Source organism: Desulfomicrobium escambiense DSM 10707, assembly GCF_000428825.1.
GTDB lineage: Bacteria > Desulfobacterota > Desulfovibrionia > Desulfovibrionales > Desulfomicrobiaceae > Desulfomicrobium > Desulfomicrobium escambiense.
Window position 1 is genome coordinate 24,694 of record NZ_AUAR01000007.1, and the last position, 24,482, is coordinate 49,175.

Consider the following 24,482-nt stretch of genomic DNA (forward strand, 5'->3'; position numbering starts at 1 on the left):
TCAGTTGCCGGTTCCAGAGTCGGAGATGATGTAAACGTGGGCCTCAGACGGCGCAAAAACATCCGTGAATGCATTCGCATTTCCGGCAATGGCCCTGTTCTCGCCATATACGGTCACCTCGCCGACGGGGTTCGCACATGTGAAGGACACCTTGCGCGTTTCCCCGGAAACGTTGCTGGCGATGATGTAGCTCGCGCCGCCGGCGCGCTTGACCCGCACGTGTATCGCGTCCGTCGAGTCCCACGCGGCGAGCGCATCCGGCGAGTCCGGCGCGCACAATGCCGGCTCGAGGCCCTTCAGTTCCCTCATCACGGCCGCGAGATCCTCAAAGCGGGCGACACGGACGGGGTTCCAGCCTCCTTCGCCGCCGGTCGTGGCCAGGGCCTTGACGCCCAGTGACCAGTAGAGAAGGCCGTTCGCGCCCTCGGCGATGGCCATGTAGCTCATGTCCCGCAGTTCGTCCCGCGTCGGCCAGGTGCTGACCGAGGTCTGCTGGAAGACCTGCAGGACCGTCATGACGGGCCTGCTGTCCATGACCGCCTCGCGGACCACCCTGGTCCAATCGGCGACCTGCCGCAGAGGAAACCCGCCGGTCGGCCTTTTGCCGACAATCGGGTACGGGTCCATGGCCAGGGTATCGAACACGTTCCGCCAGTAACGCACCTCCCGAGGATACAGCAGCGCGCCGAAAACCAGCCCGTCGGCCTTGGCGGCCTTGAGGCGGCGTGCCTGATCAAACATGACCGGGGCAAGAGTGCCATGCGGTTCGTCCGCAGTATAAAACCCGGCCAGCCCTGGATGTTCGGAGATCGCGGACAGATAATCCGGATCCGTGTCTATCTTGAATTTGTCCGGCTTGTAATGCGATGCGAAAGCATTTCCTGTTTGCAGGTAATATATCCCATTTCTGTGCAAGACGTTCATCAATGTCCGCATCGATTCCAGCGACGCCTCGCCGTACCAGTAATTCACGTAAAGATTCACGGGCAAATCAAACAGACGTCTTTTTTCATTCAATTGCGACGCCCATTGTCTCTCACTCGCCACGTATCCCATCCCGGCGTCGTACGCACCAAGGAAGAACGTCGGGGTGTCATGGACGAGAAAACGATTGTGCTCATCTGCACAGACAACCATGTTTTTCCGCGATGCCCCCGGGACTTTCACAATTTCATAATCCGGATAGTCGTAAACCGATTGCCCGTCAGCAGTCCGCAGCAATCGCACCTTTAACGCGTAACGTTTTCCCGTATCCATTCCTGAGCAATCCATATCATGAACGAAATTCGTTGTTGCGCCGACTTCATGGTCGTAAAACGAAACGCCGGACTCATCCTCCACAATGCTCACGCGAACCCGATATTCCGAGACATCGCCCGAAGGGGGGTCGACAGTGACGGAAAATTTCATCCGCTGGGGTTTGTCGTCGAAAAGCATGCCTCGATAATTCGGGTACATCACGAAAACATCGAGCGGGTACACGTCCCGCCTGACGTAGACCTGCCCGAAGCGGGCCTCGCCGTCGGGCTTGTTGTACGCCTCGATGCGGAAGTCATACTCCTTCGCCTCCTCGACGGTCACGAACTCCCGCCCCGAGTCGGCCCAGGACGTTTCGCCCTTGATGCCCGGCGTGGCTGCCACGCCGGGCATGTAGAACCTGACGCTCTCGATCCCCTTGGGCGGTATCTGCAGGCTCGTCTGGATTTTTCCGCCGATGCGGTACGTGCCGGGCGCCAGGAATAGTCGCTGGATGGCGTTCTGCGCGCCCGCGAACCTCTTGCCGTCGCGGTACACGAGACTGGCGTCGGGAGGGCTGGCGAAGAAGGCCGGCCCCATGCTCCACCCGACCGGCTGGCCGGTGACCGGATCCGTCTCACTGAAGTCGGGATTGCGCAGCAGATTCACTCCGGTCAAAGGCTGCGGGAAAGATGTCAGCCCGCCGCAGCGGAGTTCATCCCCGCCGAACGCACCGCCCGACGTAAGTACGACCAGACACGCCGCCGCGAGGACGAAACATATCCGAAGCCACATCTTCGCTATCGCGCCCATGCCCGTACCTCCTTGGATGACGCCTTCGCCATCAGTTCCAGATAGAGGGCTTCGGTCTCGCGCACCTGCCTGCCGAGCGGGAAACGCCTCTGCACGAACGCACGCCCCTTTACCCCCATGGCCTCCATTTCCTCCCTGTGGGCCAGCGCGTAACCCATGGCGTTTGCGAGCATCCGCGGGTCACGCGGCGCCACGAGCAGGCCCGTCTCGCCGTCGACGACCACCTCGGGGGTTCCGTCGACCCGTGTCGCGATGACCGGACGCGCCATGGCCGACGCCTCGATGAGCCCCAAGGGGAGGCCCTCATAATGTGAAGGCAGGATGTCCACGTCGAGAATGCCGTGATAGCCCCTGATGTCGGACTGGAAGCCCGTGAAAATGACATGACGGTCCAGGCCCAGATGGCGGGCCCTGCTTTCGAGTTCCCCCCGGAGCGCTCCGTCCCCCACCACCAGGACCTTGAAGTCGCCACGCGACTCCAGCAGCATCCGAACGGCCTCAAGAAGATCGCCATGGCCTTTCTGGAAATCGAGCCTGGCCATCACGCCGAAAACGAATTCGTCCTCGCCAAGTCCCCACCGCTGCCTGAGCTCCCGCCTCCGGGCCGCAGGCAGGTCCGTGAATTCCCGCAGATCCCTGCCGTTCAGGATCACGGAGATCTTGTCGCCGGGGATCTTCTTGATGGCTTTGAGGTCGTCACGGCAGGCGCCGGACACGGCGAGCACCCGGGTCTGCAACAGGGTCACCAAGCGATCGACGACAAAGGACTGCCGTTTCCAGAACCCCTTGGAGAGACGCCACTTCTCCACCCCGTGGGAGGTCTCAAGGAGAACGGGTACGCGGGCCAGCCATGCAATGGGCGTGTAATGCAGGCTCGTGATGAACATATGCGTGTTCACGATGTCGATACCGTGCGTCCTTAGAAATCGGAAAAAGGCGATCATACCGCCATAGTCGAAGGCATTGGCGATCATGATCGGCATCGTGACGACGTCAAGATCCGCCAAATCATCGCGTAGAAGATGGAGCAATTTGTCAGAACCAACGATGAACGGTTTGAACACATTCCTATTTATATTCTTCACAAGAGAAAGTACGTGCTCCTCGACACCTCCGTGCTCATCGGAGCGCACGATGTAGGCGATCTTAATTCTTTTCTTGTGTCGATATGCGTTCATATCACATGTACATTTTCAGGGCATCTATTTCATGTTTCATGATGGAAAAGAAGTCGCAAATTGATTTTGGCGAATACTGCTCCACATTGCTGATGAAGGCAGCGTCGGAATGGGAGTCGTCAGGGTGGAATCCGTGCATTCCCGCCGGAGCGTACCTGCCGAACCAGTTGGGGAAGATCAGCGTGCCAGGCTGCATCAGGAAGATCATGTCCCCATAGCGATGGTCGGGAAAGTGCACGCCGAGCTCTCGCAGTTCCTCCTCCGGCAACCAACGGCCGGCCGTACACCGCTCTAGGGCGAGCCGAATCCTGCTTTCAACGCCCATCTGCGTCACCCAGAAACGGGCCATCGTCGAATCGAATGCGGCCATGCAATCACGTTCGAGGTCGATGCCGTGTGTGGTGAGATCCGAAATCAAATCGTAGTGCATTACGATAGGTGTCATTCCGTGGTCGGAGAAAAGGAAAAGACGTACGGACTTTCCATTTTCGATCGCAGCACGATAGATATTCGATATCTTATCGGCGTACCAATCCATTTTATTCGCGACCTCAGACGTCATCCCGCACTTTTGATGCAGAAACGCGTCCATGCCTGAAAGATATTGAAAATAGACATATGCATCATTGGAGGCGACGTCATGGCCCATCCTGTCCAGAAGTTCCTCGTCCGTTCCGTCATGATACGAATACACGCGATACGAAACACCCGCGTCACGCATGTAATCAATGATTGTTTCACAGCCGGGAATTCCTCCAGGCTTGTAGATATTTTTCTTTTCGCAGACATCGAAGCGGTGCAGGTGGCAAAAGGGAACGCCGTAGCTGGAGAAATAGCCTTCCGAACGGGAGATGATCTTGGACACCGTATTGACCACTTTTCTCGCCCCCCTGTTTTCGACGAAACTGCGCGGGAGGCCTCTGAAGGGCTTGACCCAGAAGAATGGGGAGCGACCCTGTGCGAGGGACAGAAGATTCCAGCGGCCGTGCTCGCTGGGGAGTTTCCCGGTCAGGATCGTGGGGATGGCTGCGGAACTGAAACCCAACACGGTGCGGTTGCGACAGCGATGGGGCGCGATGGATTCGAGAAATGGGTGCGCCTGGAGGATGTTCCATCCCAAAGCGTCGATGAGAATGAAGAAGACAACCGTGTCGCCCGGAGAGGCTCCCATCCCGCTACCCCCTTCCGCCGACTTTGGCGGAGTTCCTCAGGTCGCCGAAGATTTCGGCGACGATCTCCCGGATGACGGGAAATGGACAGAACAGATTCCAAAAAACGATTACCGTCGCGCCGGTAAGAATCTCCAACGAGAGGCACGGCAACGGCCTCCCCCCCTGGCAGGCGGCCCGGACCAGCAGCACGGCCGCGGTCATGAACGCGCTGCCGATCAGGCCGGGCGCAAGCATCGCGAAGAAATCCCGCCGAGTGGAGTTGAAATGCGATGCCGCCAGATGGATGTTCACGGCCAGCGAAAGGAAAGCCGACAGGACGACACCGACGGCAATGCCGATCATTCCGAACTTCAACCCGGCCAGGCAAAGACACAGTTTGGCCGCGGCCTGAATCAATTCCACCATCGACTGTTTCTTGTAGTTCTTGCACGATATGTTCAAGTTTCCAAAGAAGCCGGAAAGCATTTTCAACGCCGCATACAGAGACAATATTTGCAGCACTGGAATCATATCAAGCCACTCGTTTCCGAGAAATATGCGGGTAAATTGATCCGAAACGAGAGCTATTCCAGACATGACAGGAAATATTATCGACGCGTACGCAGCCAATGACTTGTTGAATACGCGAACTATCCGTTCTCTGTCGTTTTTTATGCGGCTAAATACGGAAAACATAATGGCACTGAACTGAAGATGCATTATTTTGTACGGAAGATTCGTAAAAGATGACGCCCTGTCGTACAAACCAAGATGCGTCGGGCTTATCCCTCCGGAAACGACGAAGTACGACGCATAATTATTGATGTAGACGACATTGTAGCGCAGCAATTCCCAGACGCCGAACTCCAGCAGTCCTTCGAGCGGTTTCATTTCAAACCGCAGGCGCGGCCTCCAGCCCGAATACACGATCAGGGCCACGGCCGACAGCGCATAGCCAGCCAACTGCGCTATCACCAGGGACCAGATTCCGAATCCGCTCATGGCCATGACCAGGATGACTGCGCTGACCGCGACGTACTGGAAAAAGTCGACGAGCGAATGCCCCTTGAAATCCATGTTTCGACGCATCAGCGCCATCGGCAGATTATAGAAGGTCGATAATGGTATGATGAGGGAAAGGGCCGGGAACACGGCGGCGAGTTCGTTGGAATTGAACAATGCCGCTATCTCTTGGGGAAAAACGAACAAAAGCAGAACAAACAGCGCGGATGCGGACAGGTTCAGGGTGAAGAGCGCATCGATCTGGCGGACGTCGATGTCGTCGCTGTTGATCATCGCCCCGGTCATGCCGAAGCTTGTCAGGCCGTTCAGGTACACGACGATGGCCATGCCGAGCGCCATGACCCCGAAATCCTTCGGACCGAGCAATCTGGCCACATAGAGGGTGACAACAAGCGAAAACAACTGCTGAACGCATTTTGCAGAAAAACTCCAGTACGCCGAGCGTCGTGTTTGCTGTCCGTAGGATTTCATTGCCATGGCCGTGCCCTACCCCATCAGATTCGCGAATCGAACGAACGAATTCGAAGCCCGCTCGCGCGCCTCGTGAAGACTCACGCCGTAACCGGCCATGCCGGTATCCAGCATTGTGCCAAGCTTGCTGCGCATTTCGGATTCCCGGTGCGAGAATACGAGCCCGTCCTCCCCAACCCCCACTTCCTGGGCAAAGCCTTCGCACTTGTCATGATACCTGATCAGCACAAACGGGATGCGGCACATGTACGCGAAGATCGCCGAGTGCAGTCTCATGGCTAGGTAATGGGAACACGTTCGGACGCTGGAAAGCACCTCGCGCGGGTTGTCCGAGTACGCGGGAAAGTCGATATGTTTCGGCCTGTCGATACGGGCGGCCACGTCCTGCATGACGTCCATGTCGATTCTGTTGAACGGTATGAAACGAATTCGCACGCCGCGCCGGTCGATGCACCATCTCAAGGTGCGTGCGACGTTGGCGCTGAGTTCGTCCTGGTCCGCAAAGAGGTGTGACCTCCCGACCGGCATCAAGGAAACCCCCAGCACCCCGTCCCGGGCACCGCCCTGACAGCCTCCCGTCCCCTCCTCCAGCAGGACTGCCAGATCGAATGACTTCACGATGTTTTCCGTGACCGAGAGAGCGCCCGCCGCAAACCGGCGCGACTTTTCGTCGCGGACGGTGACCAGATCCGCAGCGTCGAGAATCCTCCGCGTTAGCACCAGCCCCCGTGGAGTCCGCACGGGGCCTATGCTCACGCCGAGAAAAGCGACCTTTACCCTCAGCAGCCGGGCCAGCAGCACATACCACCACCGCTCACGCAGGTCTGCCAGGCCGCTTGCCGTATAATCCTGAAATATCCCCCCCCCGCCGAAGACAATCGCCTTGGATGACGCCAGCGACCGCATCCGCGCACATGTCCGCGACAAATCGGTATATGTAACGGCTTGGGCGTTCTCATACCGCACAGGCATTGGGCTCATCACCTCAATGCGGCACTCGCGGCCAAGAAGTCGTGACAGCTGCTCTATGCATACGCAACACAACGCTTCGTCCTCGACGTTATGCTTTCCGTAATAGCCATAGAGAAATGTTTTCTTTTTCATAATATGCTCACACGTGTTCAAGCGCTTTCGCAGCAACCGTTTTCCACGACCAGTCTTCCAGAATTTTATTTCTGATCCGCTCATCGACGTTCGCATGTCGAGCGATGACGGTTTCAATTGCGTCGACAAACTCACCGCCTGTGTTCGCCACACAGACAAGACCGTCGTAATCCCGCGCACCGCCATATCTGGTGCTCAACACCGGCTTGCGCATCGCTATGTATTGCAACGCCTTGAGCGGATCGCACGACCTGGTCACGTCGTTGTCGAGAAACGGGATCATGCACAGGTTGGCAAACCGGATGTACGAAGGAACCTCGCGATACCCCACCCTTCCGGGGAAAACGACATTGCCCATGGATCTCAGGCCGGAAACGTTTGTCCTGACCGGACCCAGAAAAACGAACGTATCGTTTGGGTATCTTGCTGCGGCCGCTCGCACGACCCCCTGATCAATCCATGACTCCACTGCCCCAGCATAGAGGAATATCCTTCCGCGGAGGTTCGCGTAGAAAGGCGGCCTGACATATTCCCTGTCCGGGTCGAACGTGTCGAGATCGACCCCATTCGGAACTATATGGATGCTGTCATGCAGCTTTCGCTTAATTCGCAGCAAATTTTCATTTATCGACGCCAAGCACGAGCATATATCTGAGACTTCTCTTTCCAGCGCATCCACGAAAAATCCGCTTTGCATACCCCTTGAGGCTGTAGCCAAAGCAACCCTGTCGTCTGCAAGGTCGTATATTATTTTTCTAACATCGAATTTTTCAGCTATATTTTTTGCTATTTTTGGATCGTATGGAGAATATATCCATAGAACTGATGGCATATATGAATTATCATTCAAATATGTTTTTATTTGATGAAATATAATTTCTGAATTCACTCCTCTCAAAAAACGCAGGCGCCCATATGGCAGTCCAAGTTTCGGCGTGAACACATCGAAATGAGCATCCAATTTCCCGACATGCATCGATGCTGACATCCGTCCGAATGTGAATATCGGGTCGGGAAGATTGACGTACGCGACATCATGCCCGTTCTGCGCAAACGCTTTGGCGAGCTGGAAAGACCTGCCCCATTCAAGGCGGGAATCGGCGCCAAAGAGGACCAGGACTCTTTCGCGTTTCATGGCTGCATCCCCCGCACGCGCACCCCCAGAATTTTCGCGATGCGTCGCGAAGCCATCCCGTCGCCGTAAGGATTGTGCGACCTGGCCATCTTCGAGTATTCATCCTGGTCGGACAGAAGCAACGACGCCTGCTCGACGATCGCACTCCGCGACGTCCCCACGAGCCTGACCGTCCCCGCAAGGACGGCCTCGGGCCTTTCGGTGACATCGCGCAGCACCAGGACTGGCTTACCGAGAGAAGGCGCCTCTTCCTGCACACCGCCCGAATCAGTCATGATCATGAACGACCTGTCCATGAGGTAGGTGAATGGAAGATAGTCGAGGGGTCCGATCAAGTGCACGTTGGAGGGCCTGTCCGAACCGAGAATCCTGTACACGGGCTCCCGCACGTTCGGATTGAGATGAACCGGGTAAACCACCTCGACGTCGTCGAACCGCACGGATATCTCTCGTATGGCGTTGCAGATGTTCTCGAATCCCGCCCCGAAATTCTCCCGCCTGTGCCCGGTCACCAGGATCAGCCGTTTCGAGGTGTCGAGAAATCCGAACCTTTCCTCCAAGCGGCGCTTCATGTCGGCGCATTCAAAGATCATGTCACGAACAAGAAGCAACGCATCGATCACCGTATTTCCGGTCACATGGACACTCGACGGATCAACTCCTTCATGCAGAAGATTATTCTTTGATTCTTCCGTTGGCGCAAAATGCATGTCCGAAATCATGTCGACAAACCTTCTGTTGATTTCTTCAGGAAACGGCGAGTACTTATCGTACGTCCTGAGTCCTGCCTCGACATGCCCAACTTTCGTCTTGTTGTAATATGCAGCGAGAGAAACAGCCATGGATGTCGTCGTATCGCCATGAACGAGAACAATATCCGGGGACATGCTGCACAGCAGATCGCGCACCCCCACCAGAACACGACTGGTGACGTCATACAAGTCCTGCCCTGGCTTCATGATGTCGAGATCGCAGTCCGGCGTGATCTGAAACAATCTCAAGACTTGGTCGAGCATCTCTCTATGCTGAGCAGTCACGCAGACATTGACCACGAAATCATCCACCCTTTTCCGCAACTCATTTACCACGGGGGCCATCTTGATTGCTTCTGGACGCGTACCGAATGCGACAAGTATTTTTGTTTTCATACATACTCGCATATATGAAAAACAGGCGTTTGAATTAATGTGAATTTTACCTGTATTCATCCTTGCAAAAGAGATGATTCACCATCTTCCTCGCCAAGGACGGCTTGAAGGCATGCATTTCGAGCAATTTTTCAAACTCGTTCTTGTCGAGGGGATCTCTCCGTTGCCCCTTGGCCTGAGTCACGCCATGCAAGACGCCCTTCCAGAACGGAATGATATTGCCGTCCCTCATGGCATAGAACAACGCCATCCCAGTATACAGCAATGCATACTTCAATGCGTACCAGCCAGGATAATGTCTGTATGCAAGCCAGATATTGTTGCGCGTATTGTAGTAATATGCCCGCCACCCGGGACGAGCCTCGTGGGAAGCGTGATGAACGACACGCACTGCCGGCGTGTACCATGTCTCAAAGCCCAATTTGATGAGCCGCAGACACAGATCCGGGCCTTCGTGACCGATGAAGAACGGCGCATAGTAACCCCCCGCCTCCGTGAACGCCCGCTTCCGGAACGCGCACGCCCCTTCGGAGATGTGGTCCGTCTGAAACTCCGTGTCCGCCCAGGCGCCGCGATCCCGGGGGTGGCACCAGTCCCGGCGGGAGACGGCGCCTGCCGGGTCAAGGACCGTGAAGCTTACGCAGCCGGCCTTTTCGCGCCGCCGGAAAAAATCCCGTATGGCATCCGCAAACCCGGCTCCCTCGACGTTCACGTCATTGTCGAGAGTCACTACGATATCCCCGGAGCACGCCGAAACACCGATGTTTCTCGCCTCGCACCCGATGTTTCGTCCGGTCTCGAGGCACCGGACGTGCGGGAACTCCCGCGCGATCAGCGCCTTGGTGTCGTCCTCGTGGTTGTTGACGACCAGCACCTCGATCCCGGCCGGAAGGTGCGTCTGAAGGCCTGTCAGCGTGCGCACGAGTTCATCCTGGCGCCTGTATGTCAGCACGACGACGGACATCGACAGGGGGGCAGAGCGCCCTTGCGATTCCATGTCCTCACTCACAGCGATATCCCCCCCCGCAGACGCGGGCCGATGTAGTTGGCCACAGCCAGGGGCAGTCTTTTCCACAGGGAAGCCAGAGCCCGCCTTCTTTCGCCCTTGGTGTCCATGGGCGCGCCGGCCTTCCCTGACGGACGGGGCCGGTGATACCAGTACAGGGGAACGGGTTCCGCTCCCCACTGGCGCTTGTATTCGAAAGTTCCGGAACCGACTGTCGAACGCCCGAAGTCAAACACATGGGCTCCCGTTTGACAGCCCATGCTGATGAGTTCCCAGTAAAGGACGATGTTCGGATTCAGCCGAAAGGTGTCCCGCAGGCTTGACACCCAAGGCAAGGCCAGAAGCCCTTTGAACCTGAAATACAGTCCGGCTCCGATGGGCGCGCGCGATGCGTCGCGGACAATGACAAGACCGGTCCGCTCGGGGAATGCGGACATGATTTCGGCAAAAAACAGCTGGCTGTGGGCCGGTGAGCCGAGATCCCGCATGTTCTGCGCGTAAATCCCGTAAAAATTCGACAGCCCTTCCTGGCCCTCGAATGTCACGCTCAGTCCGTGCCGTAGCCCCTTCTTGATCCTGTTCCGGCGCTCCGGCGAGAATCTCCGCAGCATCTCGCCCGGATCGGGCACGAGCCGCAGATGCATGGTCACCTTGTCCGTTTGCGTCTCCCAGTCCAGCAAGCTTTGGCGGCAACTCCGTACGCACACGCCTGCCCCCAGCTTCTCGGCCTTCTCCGTGCAGGCTTCCATCAGCTCCCGGAATGCGGCCGCGTCGACGAAGACCGGCCCGCCGATGTCGAGATAGGGCATGGAGACGAGATTGTTGCCGAAGAGCAGGCTCTTCAGATGGACCACCGGCAGGATGCCGGCCAGATGGCCGCCCCTACGGCATTCGAGCAACGTGCATGGGTTGCCGTACGCCCTCTCGACGACGCGCTTCCATCCGTCGAGATGCGCATAGGAGGCGTCCGGCAACGTCTCGACCGCCTGGCTCCAGCTTTCACCGGGGGTTCTTGGGGCTGTTCCGTCGCTCATGGCGGTCACGCCCCCCCGCGCGGGTTCCAGGTCACCGCCCTGCGGCCGCGCAGATGGTCTATCGCTCCGAGGAGATAGGCAAAGTGCACGAGCTGAAATCGGTAGAGCACGCCTACTGCGCGAGGCAGGTCGTGGCGCCGGATGCGGGCATGGATCGCCGCGAACATGGCCGGATAGGCCGCTGCGGCGGCGAGAATGGGCCAGGACCCGAAGGCTGCAGCCCAGGCCAGAAAAAGAAGAAGCAGCGGAAAATGCAACCAACGCAGGATCTTGTGGGACACCAGCACCCACGCGGCGAGAAAACGGCCCTGCGCCAGAAGCCGCGGCAGCATGTCCCTGGCGACAAGCAGCGCCTGGTTGACCATCCGCTTCTGCCGCGAGACCTCCCGCTCTAAATCGCCCTCCGTCTCCTCACGGGCCACGGCATCCGGCGCGAAACGGCTGCGAAGGCCCTGCAGCGCCACGGACCAGGGGTGATGAAAGTCGTTGATGGTGAATGGCGGCAGCGGGCGGTAGAGGTTCCGCCGCAGTGCGTAAATTGCCCCGTCCGCTCCGGCGATCACGCCCAGCCTGCTCTCGCGCTCCTTGAGAAAGGACTCGAAGCGCCCGAAACCCGACTCGCGCGTGCCGGGGTCGAGGGGAAGCACGCGCCCACTGACCAGTCCGACGCCGTGATCGAAAAAAGGGGCCGTCAGACGACGCAGAGCGTCGGGACGGAAGAAAGCGTTGGCGTCGGTGAAGACGAGGAGGTCGGACCTCGACGAGGCCGCCGCCCTGTTCAGGGCCGAAGTCTTGCCCTCGCGGGCCTGGACGAGCAGCCGGACGTTTGGCGCGGTGTAGGCTCGGATCAAGTCCTCCGTGCGGTCGGTGGACCCGTCGGACACCACGACGAGTTCGAGCCTGTCGGCGGGGTAATCGAGGGTCATGACGTTCTCCATTTTGGCGTGGATGGTGCTCTCTTCATTGAACACGGAGAGGAGAACGCTCACGGAGGGCAGACTTCCCTCCGCGACCGGCGGCTGCGCCACGGGGAGTGCGCGCGAAGCGACCGCCAGAACCAGCGGATACACCGCATACGGATAGGCCAGCAGGAAGACGATGGTCACGGCAAGGGCTGTCATCCCGGAACCCTCCCTGCGGCGCGGGTCTGCCGGAGTTTTCCTGTCGCCGCGACCTCGCTCCCGTTCGATGCCGTGACGAAGGTGAAGCGTGTGACGGCCGCCGTCACGAAACAGTAGAGCCAGAAAAGTTTCTCGTATTCCGCCGACAGAAACAGGGCTCCGACAAGATACCCGATGAGTCCAATGCGCATGCCCGAGGCGATGAGGGAAACGGGCGCATCGACCGCATCCCCGGCGGACAGGCGTTTCAGGCTGCCAAGGACGCGCAGGGCGATAAGCGCGAACACGATGATTCCGGGCAGCCCCAATTCCGCGGCCAGGGATACGTAGGAATTGTGGGCGATCTGGTTGCGGGCCACCATCTCGTTGTAGAGTGCGGAATTCACCTTGAAATTGCCGGGTCCAACCCCGAAAAGCATGTGGCGTTTCGACATGTTCCATCCGGCCACGATCAGCTCGTACCTAGAGTCCGTAGACCTTCTGACCCCGGTACGCTCCAAGTCGAAACGTGACGAGAGATCGACGGGCATGAAGGCCAGGACCACCCCGATGAGCAGGGACAGGACGGCAATGGTCCTGGGTTGGAATTTCAGAGCGAACATGAGCGGGACAGTCATCACCCCGAAGGCGACGAAAGCGCCCCTGGACTGCGTCAGGCCCAGGGCCGTGAGATACAGAAACAACGAGACATACGAGAAAAACCTGACCTTGCCGTTCTGGCTCTTTCTGCACAGGAGAACGGCCACCGGGATGACTGTCAGCAGATTGAGCGCCGAATAGTTCGGGTCACCGAAGAGGCCGGAAGGCCTGAAATTTTCGTATTTCCACCCATAGAGTATATATTCGCGGATAACATACGCAGACGCAACATTCATGCACGCAAGAAGAACATATATCACATTTATGAATCTTTCCTTGTTATTTACAAGAATGACAGTAGTAACAAAGAAAATAACTATCGAATTAAATCGAAGAACGTCTTGAGGATTATAGTTATTTGAATGATTGGCGATCAATGCGGCATAGTAGGCAATGATGAACGCCATGAACAGCTTGCTGATCGGTGTCCTGAACTGTCCCTGTCCCCAGCCTTTTCCGAAAATTTCGACAAGGGCCACGCATAGGGCGAGTCCACCGAAAAATTTCACTGGAGTTATTCCGTTCATGTTGTACGATAAAATAGGATGATTGTTGAACGGAAGAAGAAAAAGCATGATGTAATAAAAAATCATAACAATCCTTTGTCATGAGTTCCTGAAACAATGCCTCCACGTGTCGATCAACGTATCGATATCGTCAAAATGATTCCGCAACTCGGAGCGGATATCGCCGCCACAGGACTTCATTGCCAACGCAAGTCCTTTGTACATGGACACTGCATCGGCGTAGATCCGTTGGCGAGGGTCACCGCACAGATAGCGCAAAGGGGGGAGAGGCACACCCCCGCCTTTCAGAATGCGGCGAAGATACCGCGCCTGCGATCTGAACATTTCCGCGAGAACCTCGAAACGCCCCGCGCCCGCTGCAGGCACTCCGGAACCCGCGCTGCCGGAGGCGGCAAGCTGTTCCGCCTCCCAGGCCCACACCGACAGCGCCATGCCGGCAAGCTCCCGCCACTCGGCCAACGCCTCTGCATCGTCATCATACCGAAGGTCCTGCAGCGTCGGCGCAAGCTTGACCTCTGTCCATGCGTCGATTTTCCCCACCAGTTCCTCGTGCCTCGGCAACGCCTTGACCCGGTTCCAATCGAGGACGCGTATCGCGTCCCGTCTCTGCTGGTATCCGGGTACGTATTGGCCGACAAAAACAAGGATTGATGTCGCCATGTCGATATAAAATTTGACTATGGCATATCTGAAAATACGCATTGTTCGATCATCATGGAATAACGAAATTTGCTTTAACGACTCAAGCTGCTCTATAACTCTGTTGCAAATCATGTTGAAAGCGTCGATGCGCGGAATCTGTTCTGGAGAATACGTTCTCATGAGACTGATAGGTTCATCCGATCCCGCAACAACCTTACCGCATGATCTCAATTCATGCGAAAATATGCTTGGTTTTGCTTCGGAAAAATATCGATGCAAGGCATATGTGAATTCAACGTGACAGCAGAAACCCTTCTCTCGGACCGCCCTGTTCACTTCGGCCTCGATGTCCGCCAGTTCACCACCGGGCGACAGCGACCGGGGCGGGTTTTTCAGGGTGACCAGGAATTCCATGTCGCTCAGCGATTCGTACCCATCGGCGCACAGGACCACGGACGCTTCCCCCCGGGCAAGGCTCCCCGTGAGAATGACGGTCGCATCGCGGAACGTCGGGGCGCCGCCGAGAATGTCCAGCGCCATCACGAGCACGTCCCGCAGATACGCGTCCCTGCGCGGGTCCCGGCTGCAAAGCGTTGGAAGTGGTTCGTGCCTGTTCATCTATTTGTACGCCGTGACCAGGAGCGCCGACCCCTGTCGGGATGGAAAGTGGACATCCAGGAACGCCAAGCCCATCAGCACAGGAAAAAGCAGCAGGAAGACCACTGGGTTTGGACGATTGTCGCCGGCCGCAAAGAACAGGTCGAAGCACAGCGTCCCCCACAGGCCGAACGTGTACGCGCACGCGACGTCCCTGAAGCCGATCCCCGTGAGGATGCCCCGGATTTGGTCGATCGAATACCCGTCCCTGACATGGCCGTAGTCTTCGTTGCTGAATCCGATGCGTCGCTCCCTCCATTTGACCAGCCCGAGATGCCTTCGCTGCGGGATTGACGGGAACGTCAGCAGCAGCACCCCGCCGCGCTTCAGGCTGCCATGGAACTTTTTCATGACGGAGACGTCATCTTGTATGTGTTCAAGGACATCGCAGCATGTAACCATGTCGTACCGCCCGTCGTGGCTCAGTTCCAACACGGAACCTTCGATATATTCCGCATTTTTCAACCCGATCCTGTCCCGCACCGCCCGGGCGATCGCAATCCGCTCGGGTTCGAGGTCGATGCCCGTCACCTGCCAGGAAGGATTGGCCTTCGAAAAGCTCACAACCAGGTCGCCGCGCCCGCAGCCCGCATCGAGAACGCGCAATCCGTCCTCGGGCGCGAAACCGAGTTCCCGGATCTTCCGCTGCACATGGTAGGCGCGCAGGCGCCCGGGAACGTGAAGCTCTCCCAGTAGGGCATACCCAATCTTCTTCAACAGGTTGCTTTCGGCATGTCGTTTTTCTGAACCGTACACGAGGCGCCCCCTTACACGCGCATATCGCGTCACAAATCAGATATGGTTTTCATTATTTTTTGGACGCATAGCTCCGAATCATCAAACAAAACATCGACATCTGCCCACTTTCTGCTCGGCACTACATAATCATAGTACATTGTTCTTACCGTTGAAAAATATTGGTCAATGACCATATCCAACGATCTACCTCTTTCTTGTACATCACGCATGATCCTTCTCGTGAGCAGTACATCTGGCTCCTGATGGAGATACACTTTCAAGTCCAGCAACCTGCGGACGGGTTCCGCATGAAAAATCAAGTGTCCTTCGAGGATGACGATCCGGGATGCCTGAATTGCTGCCTCGCCGTTTCGTGTGTGCGTGGCGAAGTCGTATGCGGGCGCGCGGACATCCCGACGCGATTTCAGTTCGCACAAATGATCGCGCAGCAGTTCCCACTCCAACGCGTCGGGATGGTCGAAGTTCACGCCCGCTCTTTCCCGTGGCAGGAGATGGGAAAGATCCCGGTAGTAACGATCCTGCGACACAAGGGCGACCTGCTCGGGCAGAAAGGCTCGGGCCAGCATCGTGGCCAGGGTGGTCTTGCCCGCCCCTGACCCGCCGCAGATTCCGATGACATAGCAGTCGTCCTTCATTGCCATGACACATTCCTCTTTCGTCTTTCGTCCGCCCCTGGCCGAATTTTTCAAACCCTCAAGTTCTGTCCGATTCAACACCGCCCAGGCGAAGGACCCCGGCCATGGTATCGAACTCCAACATCTTGAAAAGATGCCGTATCTTTCCTTCTGTCGCGTCAAGGTTGACGTAATGTCTAAACCTTGACTTGAACTTCGCCTTGATGCGCGGTTGATCCGGGTCGATTTCCCAAGGATGGAAATACAAGACCGCGGGCTGGCCTTCGACCTGATTGATACGCCGCATGCCCCAGGAAATGAGGTTGACGGGCAGGAAGCGCAGGTATCCTCCGCCCGCTATGGGCAAGGTGATCCTGCGCCCTGGAAGTTGAAATGCCAGAGTCGACAGGGGGAACTCGCGTATGCTTCCGGCGTCCCTGCGCAGCGTGTGCGGAAAGCGCTCCGCCCCGGGAATGCCGTAATGGTCGTGCAGGATCGGGAAGATGCTCGAATCGTACGAGAAACCTTCCTCGATGAGGATGTCCAGCGCCCACAGGGACTTGCTGGTGATGGAGTAGCTCGGAGCCCTGAACCCCATGACGGGCGTGCCGGACAGATTCTCGAGGAGATCCTTGGACTTGCGGACGTCGGCGCGAAAGCCATCGGGTGCGAGGTTGTAGATGCGTTCATGGCCGTAGCCGTGACAGGCGACCTCGTGCCCCCGCCCGATGATGGCTCTCACGATCTGCGGGTGCCGCTCGGCGATCCAACCTAGTACGAAGAAGGTGCCCTTGAGTCCGTGTTCGTCCAGAAGATCGAGCACCCTGTCGGTGTTGGCTTCGACCCGGGAAGGGTACATGCCCCAATCCCGCCGTTCCACGACGCCCTCGAAAGCCGTCACCTGATAGTAATCTTCCACGTCAATGGTCAGTGCATTTTTCATCCATCCCACCCGCCCATGGCATCACAACGCTGTCTGGATCATTCAACGAGCCTGCTTGCTGCACTGACGCAGATCTTTGCGCAAAACCGTCAACAAGAACACCGTTGGCGCGGAACAGAAAATGAAATCTGCGTGAACATTTCGATCTCAACACGGTTTATGGCGACAACATGTGCAGAAAGCTCCTCTTAAAAAATCATGGTCAACTGCACCCCAACCCTGTTCACCGTAAATTCCTCGTCCGGATCATCCGACGAAGAATCCTTGAACCTGTAGTAGCATCCGATGTTCATCCTTTCAGTCACGGCATACGCCAGAAGCAGGTTCGCGTACCATCTCCTGGTGTCGTCGGAATCGTCCCTGAAGTCGCGGCTGAGTCCGACCGTCCCGGTCAGCCGCGATGTCAACTCCCGGACGACGTTCAGTCCCAAGACCGTGCGGCGCACGGACTCCCCGTCGTCCCCATCCCTTTGATCCCTTTCGTCGTAGTCCTCGTCGTAGTTCTCGTCGTAGTCCTCGATGGTGGTCCAGATGCTCGCGGTGGTGCGGGTCCAGGCCTTGGTCAGGCGGACCGTGCCGAAACGGCGTTCATATGTGTCCGCGGTGTCGGGATCGTCCTCGAAGGAGACGCCCGTCAGAATCTGCAGGGCCACCACCCCGAAATCGTGATTGAGTCCCGCATCCCAGTACAGGCCCGATGTGGACGATCCTTCGTCGCGATAGCGCGTGAAGTGCGGACCGATTTTCGCGAAGACCTCTCCGTTTTCGGAATATGCGTACCGGCCGCCGGCATAGACGATGTGCCTGTCCACGGTTTCATCCTCGGACACCTCCACCGTGTAGGAATACCCGCCGAGCAGCGCCGCGGTGGAAGAAAGCCCGTATTCCCCGTCCACGAAGCCGCGGTGGATGTCCTTGGAATCCATGTCCTCGTCGTCGTACCAGATGTTGCTCAAGGCATACCCGATCCTGGCGCTGCCGCGTTCGCCGAACCGCGGCGCGATATACGGAGAGATGGTGAACATGTTCTGCTGCACGAGCCTTGTCGTACCGTCATCCTCCGACGCGTCCCCCAAGGTGCGGTCCCTGTTGACCAGGCGATAGACGTCCGAGGCTTCCAGGAACAGGAAGCTGTCCATGGCGTCGAGCAGGGCATGGGCCCTCAGGTCGTGGTTGAACTCCTCGTCCCGGGTCTGCCGTGCGTAATATCGGTAGTCCCCCCTGTAGGCGGCGTCGAATTCCAGTCTACCCCCCTCGTTTTTATAGGAGAGCGCGGGTCGCAGGGCGGTAACGTAATCCTCTTCGCCGTGACGTTCCTCTTTCGTGTTGTCGTTGAACTCCTCACTCACGCTCACGGAAGCCTGCCAGGCCGGCTCGGCCCAGACACCTGAGGCGACGGCCACGAAACACACGGTGATCGCCAGCTGAATTCCCGTAATCGCTCTCATCCCCATGCCTCCCGATAGATGAAGATTCAAACCCGCAACGCCCCTAGTTGCCCCACAGGTACCGCCACAAGGCCTTCATGGCTCCGGGCTGCGTCTTCGCGTCCGGTTCGTCCTGGGGAGGCCGGTCCCGCATGGATATGTCGCTGCGCAGCTGCTGGTGCGCCAAGCGGAAGTCCCTGAGGCTCGATTCCACATGCGCCTCCAGCTTCTCCATGCGCTCACGCAGTTCGAGCAACGCGGCGTGGTCCCATACGGGCATGAACTCCAGTGTTTCGATGCGCTTGTTCATGGAGCCGATGACGCTCAGGATCTTGGCCTGCCCCGTAACAAGGGAAACGCCCTGACCACCGTCAGCCGCAAAGCCCTTCTCCCCTGCCCCGTCCTCCGGGACGGGCTGCGGAGCCTTGGCCTCCCAATACTGGGACTCGAAGGACAGATCCGCGGCGAGTTCGTGCACGATCTTTCCGTCGACCGCGTTGTTCCGGGCCGAAAAGGCGTCGATCATGATGTAGTCGCACAGGATGTTGACCAGACGCGGAACTCCCCGCGTGTAGGAGGCGATGGCCGACACGGCGTCGTCGCTCAGGACCAGGGCGTCCCGGTTGCCCGCCTTTTCCAGCCTGAACTGGATGTACTCGCGCACCTCCGCCGCATTCAGGGGCTGCAGATGGCAGTTGATCTGGATGCGCTGACGCAGTTGCAGAAGCTCCCCGCGAGCCAGGATGTCTCGGAGTTCGGGTTGCCCGACGAGGATGATCTGCAGCAGCTTGTCCCGGTCCGTCTCGAGGTTGGAGAGCATGCGCACCTCCTCCAGGATTCCGGCCGAAAGGTTCTGCGCCTCGTCGATGACGAGTACGGCCGGACGACGCCGCGCGTACTGCTCGACCAGAAAATCGTTCAGTTCCCGCAACAGGGTGGATTTGTCCTTTCCATCCGTGACCAGGCCGAAATCCGCGTTGATCTGCGCCAGCAGCTGGAGGGAGTCCACGCGGGTGTTGAAGACCTTGGCCAGGACGCTGTCCCTGAGTTGGCTGCGGATCATGTTGCGGATCAGCGTGGTCTTGCCCGACCCCACCTCGCCCGTCAGCAGGATGAAGCCGGCGCGTTCCCTGATCCCGTGGGTCAGATACGTCAGTGCACGCTTGTGCGCCCTGCTCGGATAGAGAAAGTCCGGGTTGGGCAGCAGGTCGAAGGGTTTTTCCCGCAGTCCGAAGAATTCCGCGTACACGTCAGGCCTGCCCTTGGTAAGAGTACGAGTAATACGACGCGCGCCCTTCGATCTGGGCCCCGTTGTAGACGATCCCCAGAACCTTCCCGTCCAGGGCTTCGATGGTCTCCTGGATCTGGTCCAGGGACGCCTGCCCTTCCCTGACGACCAGCAGCACCCCGTCGGCTATGCCTGCTATGGAGCGCGTCTCGGCAAACGGCAGTACGGGCGGGGTGTCGATGATGATGTAGCGGTCCCCGTAACGGTTCTTCATCTCCCGGAAAAGGCGGCGCATGGTCTCGGAGGTGAAGAGCTCCACCGGGTTTGCGATGGGCGTGCCCGCAGGCAGGACGGACAACCTGCCGATATCGGTCTTGACGAGGAGTTCGCCCACGTCGAGGCCTTCCCGCAGGCAGTCCGAAAGCCCCCGCGACGCCGTCAGTCCGAGGTACTTGTTGACGCAGGGACGGCGCAGATCCGAGTCGATCAGCAGGACGGTATGGTCGTATTCCCCCGCCAGACTGACGGCCAGATTGATGGCCGTCATGCTCTTGCCTTCGCCCACGGTGGCGCTGGTGACGGCGATGAGGTTGTCGAATCGCTCCCGCCTGGTCATCTTGACCAGCGCTTCCTTCAGCTTGCGGTATTCCTCGGCGACGGGCGACAGGGGGGCGTTGACCACGACCATGGTTTCCTCGGGCAGCCGCGCAACACGCAAAGACCCGCTGTCCACCAGAGGTCTGCGCTCGATGCCGGGCAGCCCCCCGCCCCTGCCGCCGGAGTGCTGAAATCCCGCCGCCTTGGCCAATGCGTCTTCGATTCTGCTCATATGGTCTTCCTGTTTTCCTGCACGTGTTTGGAAACCGTCCTTTCGCGCCCCGCGCCGCTCACGACCGCCACCCTGAAATCCGACCGATCACCTGCTCCAGGTACGGGCTGCCCATGGCCTCCAAGATTCCCACCGCCAGAAGCAGGGAAAAATAGACCAGGGCCCCCGCCATGAAGATCCGGTCGGCCTTCCTGCGCCTCCGCTCCTCCTCGGGTTTGGGGATCACGGGCAGCACCGCCAGAACGCGCTGGTTCAGCACGCGCAGGTCGGCCACGCTCCTGACCGCCCCGCCCATCATGTACGGCAGGATGACCAGGGCCAGGCCCGTGCCGATACCGAGCACTAGGCTGCCGAAGATGATCAGGGGACGGTTGGGGAAGACCGGTATTTCGGGAAGTACCGCCGGGTCGACGATGCGGAAGGTCATGGACTTGTTCTCGATCTCCATCTGCTTGGACACTTCGGACTGGCCGTAACGGGTCACAAGCTGGTTGTAGATCTCCGTTTCGTTCTGCTTCTTGCGCAACAGCTCTTCGAGCCCGGTGCGGATGGTCGGCATCTCCCGCAGCAGCAGCCTCTTGTCCTCGATGGTCCGCAATTCCGCCTCTTCCTGCATCCTGATGCCTTCGAGTTCGGCCCTGATCATCGCCCTGGTCTGGGTTGCCGCGCCGCTTCCGCCCCGCTGCGGGTTGGCCCGGGCCACCGCGATCTGATCCTTCAGGCGCACGACCTTGGGATGGCTGTCGGTGTACGCGGTCTTGAGCACCTTCAGCTGGCGCTCCATCTCGGCGACATTCCCGCCATCCCCGCCGCCCGAAGGCAGGAGCTGCTGCTGCGTCTCCAGGGCGAAACGGCGGCCGCGGATGGCCTCCAGCTTCTTCTCCGACTCGGCGATCTCGTAGCGGATGATGGTTTCGTCCACGGCCAGCTGCATGCCGTGTTCCGCCTTGTAGCGGTTGACCTCGTCCTCGACGGCGTCGATGCGCTTCTTGAAGCTTTCGATCTGGGCGCTCAGAAAGCGCGTCGCCTCCAGGGACTCGTTGCGCTTGGCCGCGGTGTTGGACTCGATGTAGACTTGGGTGATGGTGTTGACGAGATCCCGTGCGAAAACCGGGTCCCAATCCGCATAAGTGATGAAGAAAACACCCCGCTTCTCGTCCAGCTTGATGGATATCCTGTCCCGCAGCTTGGCGATGTATTCCTCGCGCTCGGCATCCGTGTTCAGATAGACGTCCTTGTCCAGGATGCGCAGCACCTGGGACAGGGATTCACGGCTGAGCATGGCCAGGGCCAGAACCTTGATCTTCGCCTCCATGGACGGGGTGACTGCGATGCCCTTGACCAGATCGCCGATAACGCTCTGCTCGATGAACACCGTGCTCGTGGCTTCATACTTCCTGGGCAGAAGGAAACTGGCAGCCATCCCCAGGGTCATGACCAGCAGCACCGCCACAACGACCACCCGCTTGCGTGAAAGCAGCAGCCGGGTGTACCGCCGCACTTCCAGATACAGTTCGTGATTCATAGGAACGCGCGCTCCCGTGGGTTAAAAGAAACCTTCGCTGGCGATGATGTAGTCCCCGCGCTGCAGAAGCACGTTCTGCGTCAGGTCCTTGCCTTCCGCCAAATCCTGGGCCCGGACCCTGATACGCTTCTCGCCGCCATTTTCCCTCCGCACGATCACGGTGTCGTTGCGCTTGGCGAACTTGTTGAACCCACCGCTCTCGAGCAGGGCGTCCATGACCGTCATCCCTTCCTTGAAGGCCAGGGCGCGCGGGGCGTTCACTGCGCCGAGCACATAGATGTACGGCTCCGGAAGCGCGGGGAAAAATATGACGTCATTGTTCTCCAAGGCGATGTCCTGGCTCATATCGCCCTGGTGCAGCAGCCGGTCGAAGTCGCGATCGAGTCGCGTCGGACCGCGCATGACATGCGCCCCCTTGAGGTCGGCCCGGGTCAGATCCATCCCCGCAAGCAACTGCAGCAGCGTCGTTTTCTGCCTGAGGTCGAACGTCCCCGAAGGAACTCCGCCGCCGATGATGTAGACTTTGCTGTTGCAGATCTCAGCCATGGAAACGGTGACCAGCGGGTTTTTGACCAGGGAGGCCAGCTTGGCCGTAACCTCCTTCTGCAGGTCCTCCGGCGTCAGCCCCTCGGCCATCAACTCCCCGGCGCCCGGCAGGGAGATGCGCCCGTCAGGCCGCACCAAGGCCAAAACGGAAAGGTCCGGTTCTCCCCAGACGAAAATCTGGAGCTTGTCGCCCCCGCCGATGACGTACTCCTTCGCCAGACCAAAATTCGCTGAAAACGCGACGGCCAAAATCAGGGCCAGGGCAAGCACGGAAAGTTTACGTACACTTATTACAATACGAGAACATAAATACATACCTACCTCCCATTTCCGGCAAAAACGACCTTAAATGTTTTTAAAATTATGTATATATCAAACAAAATCGACATATGTTTTATATAATATAAATCGTATCTTAATTTCTCAAGAGAGTCTTCTATTGAAGATCCATATGGATAGCATACTTGAGCCCATCCAGTAAGCCCTGGCTTAACATAATGTCTTTCGGAATAATACGGTATGCTTTTCTTCAACTCATTGATGAACTCCGGCCGTTCAGGTCGAGGACCGACAACAGACATTTCACCCCATAAGATATTGAATAATTGCGGAATTTCATCGAGGCGTGTCTTGCGAAGAAAATTGCCGACGCATGTGATCCTCGGGTCGTTTTGTTGGGACCATACGGCCCCTGTCCTGGATTCCGCGTCCTGGTACATGGAGCGGAACTTCATGAGACGGAAGCTGCGGTCGCCGCGGCCGACGCGGGTCTGGCGGAACAGGACGGGCCCCGGCGAATCGAGTTTGATGGCGAGACAGATGAACGGCACCAGCGGCATGAAAACCAGCAGACCCGACAGGGACGCCGCGACATCAAGGATGCGCTTCCCCAGACGCAAGAGCCAGGTCACCTTGAACCCCTGGCCGAAGATGAACCAACTGGGGGTGATGTTCTCGATGAGAAGCTTGCGCGTGGCCAGTTCGAAAAATGAAGGGGCGTCAACAACGTCGATCCCGTGCAGCTTGCAGCTCAGCAGATCATCGACGGGGAAGACTCCTCGGCGTTCCCCCAGGGAAACCACGATCTGGTCGGCCATGAAATTCTGCGCCAGACGCAGCAGGCCGGACTTGTCCTCGACAGCGGCGCTCCCGCCGTCCCCGTCCGGGGCGCACTCCCTGGCCGGGCAGGAAACCCAGCCCAGGAGAGTCAGGTCCCGCCTGTGCAGCTTGATGTACTCCTCGACGAGCCGGGCCTGCGCGCCACCCCCGACAATGAGAATGCGCTTGCCCAGGCCCAGGAACGCCCGACGGAACTTGGCGAAAAGGAACTCCGCGACCTTGAAGCCGGAAAAGACGCAGAAGCCGAGCAGGGCGATCTGTTCGTCCCCGGAGGTCATGCGGCTTGGACTGAGGAGAGCGTGAAACAGAGCCATGGAGATCAAGGTGACGCAGATCTGACAGAGGATGGCTGATGGAATGCGGAGCCTGAGATGGCGCAGCCCGCAATAGGTCCAGACGATCACCGACGGCAGGATGGCCAGGACCAGGAAACCGCCCGCCTCCGGCAACAGGGTGTTGTTCAGGATCACCTTCAGCGGCGGAGCCAGCACCGCCAGCGACGTTGCCAGCGCCAGCACGGCCCAGACTATGTCGGAAGCAAGGTTTCTCAATACCAGGTCAGCCATTCGTCCTCCTTCCGGCAGGACTCGGAAGCCGGATTGTGCGG

21 protein-coding genes are annotated in these 24,482 nt (G+C 58.3%); all 21 read right to left on the minus strand.

What is annotated here, in order from left to right; all coding sequences use genetic code 11:
* The 21 genes from G394_RS0107815 to G394_RS0107915 all read right to left on the minus strand — a co-directional run bounded on the left by G394_RS0107815 (position 1) and on the right by G394_RS0107915 (position 24,441).
* Positions 1-2,049, minus strand: coding sequence for a hypothetical protein (locus G394_RS0107815; RefSeq protein ID WP_028577182.1), 2,049 nt, complete (start codon positions 2,047-2,049; stop codon positions 1-3).
* Positions 2,037-3,227, minus strand: coding sequence for a glycosyltransferase family 4 protein (locus G394_RS20120; protein ID WP_051307041.1), 1,191 nt, complete (start codon positions 3,225-3,227; stop codon positions 2,037-2,039). The genes G394_RS0107815 and G394_RS20120 overlap by 13 nt, the downstream gene beginning before the upstream one ends.
* A gap of 1 nt (position 3,228) precedes the next feature.
* A complete protein-coding gene (locus tag G394_RS0107825) occupies positions 3,229-4,398 on the minus strand; it encodes an alkaline phosphatase family protein (RefSeq protein ID WP_028577183.1) in 1,170 nt (389 codons plus the stop codon).
* Positions 4,399-4,402: 4 nt separating this feature from the next.
* Entirely contained in the window at positions 4,403-5,878 is a 1,476-nt protein-coding gene (locus tag G394_RS0107830) for a lipopolysaccharide biosynthesis protein (RefSeq protein WP_084435440.1), read from the minus strand.
* A 9-nt stretch (positions 5,879-5,887) separates the two neighbouring features.
* The gene (locus G394_RS0107835) at positions 5,888-6,976 is read right to left on the minus strand and encodes a polysaccharide pyruvyl transferase family protein (protein WP_169725543.1); all 1,089 of its coding nucleotides are present in this window, start codon (positions 6,974-6,976) and stop codon (positions 5,888-5,890) included.
* A 7-nt stretch (positions 6,977-6,983) separates the two neighbouring features.
* Positions 6,984-8,111, minus strand: a complete 1,128-nt coding sequence (locus G394_RS20725) for a glycosyltransferase (protein ID WP_084435444.1) — start codon at positions 8,109-8,111, stop codon at positions 6,984-6,986.
* Entirely contained in the window at positions 8,108-9,259 is a 1,152-nt protein-coding gene (gene wecB, locus G394_RS18445; RefSeq protein WP_028577187.1) for a non-hydrolyzing UDP-N-acetylglucosamine 2-epimerase, read from the minus strand. Before wecB ends, G394_RS20725 begins: the two co-directional genes overlap by 4 nt.
* Positions 9,260-9,305: 46 nt before the next feature.
* Positions 9,306-10,256 (minus strand): glycosyltransferase family 2 protein, encoded by a 951-nt coding sequence (locus G394_RS0107850; RefSeq protein ID WP_342663411.1) that lies wholly within the window; start codon positions 10,254-10,256, stop codon positions 9,306-9,308.
* A gap of 8 nt (positions 10,257-10,264) precedes the next feature.
* Complete coding sequence (locus G394_RS18450) at positions 10,265-11,299, minus strand: FemAB family XrtA/PEP-CTERM system-associated protein (protein WP_156902519.1); 1,035 nt, start codon at positions 11,297-11,299, stop codon at positions 10,265-10,267.
* Between the two features lie 5 nt (positions 11,300-11,304).
* A complete protein-coding gene (locus tag G394_RS0107860) occupies positions 11,305-12,420 on the minus strand; it encodes a glycosyltransferase family 2 protein (RefSeq protein ID WP_028577189.1) in 1,116 nt (371 codons plus the stop codon).
* Positions 12,417-13,652, minus strand: a complete 1,236-nt coding sequence (locus G394_RS0107865; RefSeq protein ID WP_028577190.1) for an O-antigen ligase family protein — start codon at positions 13,650-13,652, stop codon at positions 12,417-12,419. The genes G394_RS0107860 and G394_RS0107865 overlap by 4 nt, the downstream gene beginning before the upstream one ends.
* A 12-nt stretch (positions 13,653-13,664) precedes the next feature.
* Positions 13,665-14,771, minus strand: coding sequence for a hypothetical protein (locus G394_RS0107870; RefSeq protein WP_156902521.1), 1,107 nt, complete (start codon positions 14,769-14,771; stop codon positions 13,665-13,667).
* 75 nt (positions 14,772-14,846) lie between these two features.
* The gene (locus G394_RS0107875; protein WP_028577192.1) at positions 14,847-15,641 is read right to left on the minus strand and encodes a class I SAM-dependent methyltransferase; all 795 of its coding nucleotides are present in this window, start codon (positions 15,639-15,641) and stop codon (positions 14,847-14,849) included.
* A 29-nt stretch (positions 15,642-15,670) separates the two neighbouring features.
* Positions 15,671-16,285: a uridine kinase gene (gene udk / locus G394_RS18455; protein WP_051307043.1), complete on the minus strand. Its 615-nt coding sequence runs from the start codon at positions 16,283-16,285 to the stop codon at positions 15,671-15,673.
* A 52-nt stretch (positions 16,286-16,337) separates the two neighbouring features.
* Positions 16,338-17,201 (minus strand): XrtA system polysaccharide deacetylase, encoded by an 864-nt coding sequence (locus tag G394_RS0107885; RefSeq protein ID WP_028577193.1) that lies wholly within the window; start codon positions 17,199-17,201, stop codon positions 16,338-16,340.
* A 188-nt stretch (positions 17,202-17,389) separates the two neighbouring features.
* Positions 17,390-18,649, minus strand: coding sequence for a TIGR03016 family PEP-CTERM system-associated outer membrane protein (locus tag G394_RS0107890; protein ID WP_043775138.1), 1,260 nt, complete (start codon positions 18,647-18,649; stop codon positions 17,390-17,392).
* Between the two features lie 43 nt (positions 18,650-18,692).
* Positions 18,693-19,877: an XrtA/PEP-CTERM system-associated ATPase gene (locus G394_RS0107895; RefSeq protein ID WP_028577195.1), complete on the minus strand. Its 1,185-nt coding sequence runs from the start codon at positions 19,875-19,877 to the stop codon at positions 18,693-18,695.
* Between the two features lies 1 nt (position 19,878).
* Positions 19,879-20,685 carry an XrtA-associated tyrosine autokinase gene (locus G394_RS0107900; RefSeq protein ID WP_028577196.1) on the minus strand — a complete coding sequence of 269 codons (807 nt, stop codon included), beginning with the start codon at positions 20,683-20,685 and terminating at the stop codon, positions 19,879-19,881.
* Between the two features lie 58 nt (positions 20,686-20,743).
* Positions 20,744-22,210, minus strand: a complete 1,467-nt coding sequence (locus G394_RS0107905; protein ID WP_028577197.1) for an XrtA system polysaccharide chain length determinant — start codon at positions 22,208-22,210, stop codon at positions 20,744-20,746.
* Between the two features lie 21 nt (positions 22,211-22,231).
* Positions 22,232-23,026 (minus strand): polysaccharide biosynthesis/export family protein, encoded by a 795-nt coding sequence (locus tag G394_RS0107910; RefSeq protein ID WP_245578289.1) that lies wholly within the window; start codon positions 23,024-23,026, stop codon positions 22,232-22,234.
* A 47-nt stretch (positions 23,027-23,073) separates the two neighbouring features.
* The gene (locus tag G394_RS0107915; protein ID WP_028577199.1) at positions 23,074-24,441 is read right to left on the minus strand and encodes a TIGR03013 family XrtA/PEP-CTERM system glycosyltransferase; all 1,368 of its coding nucleotides are present in this window, start codon (positions 24,439-24,441) and stop codon (positions 23,074-23,076) included.
* Positions 24,442-24,482: the final 41 nt, after the last annotated feature.